The organism is Streptomyces actuosus, from assembly GCF_016921115.1.
GTDB lineage: Bacteria > Actinomycetota > Actinomycetes > Streptomycetales > Streptomycetaceae > Streptomyces > Streptomyces actuosus_A.
Map to the genome: position 1 here is coordinate 1 of NZ_JAFFZS010000200.1, position 452 is coordinate 452.

A 452-nucleotide genomic window follows, 5' to 3' on the forward strand; every position below is an offset into this window, starting at 1 on the left:
CCTGGACGAGAATAGTGGCTCGACCCTCCGGGGTAACGGGTAACCTTCCAGACAGCGAGCAGATTGGTGTCGCTCACATAGATATTCCCATTCGCGTCGATTGCGGTACCGCCCGTACTGGGTGTCAGGACAAACGGCCCAGCGTAGTCCCCAAGAGTCGCTGCCAATGTAGCGTTGGTCAGAGTGGCGTCCACATAGGCTGTCTTGATACGGTACAAGCCGTCGTTGCAGGGCTGGTAGTATAGATAGACGCCATTAGGCGACACCTCGATCTGGTCCAGACCAACTGCCAACGCGCTCCCGGAAGGGCCGTAACCAGGGACTAGCGTGCCATTGTACATCATCGGATACCACGCGGTAGCCGAGTCGTCACCGGCAAGCACACGCTTGCCATTACCAGTTGTCAGGTTCAGCACCAACAGCGCACCTGATGTATCACTTAGGTAGGCGAT

1 protein-coding gene is annotated in these 452 nt (G+C 57.1%); it reads right to left on the reverse strand.

Features of this window, described 5'->3' with window-relative positions:
* The coding region (locus tag JS756_RS39100; protein ID WP_205387487.1) for an NHL repeat-containing protein at positions 1–419 on the reverse strand (419 nt) is incomplete at its 3' end.
* Between the last annotated feature and the right edge of the window lie 33 nt (positions 420–452).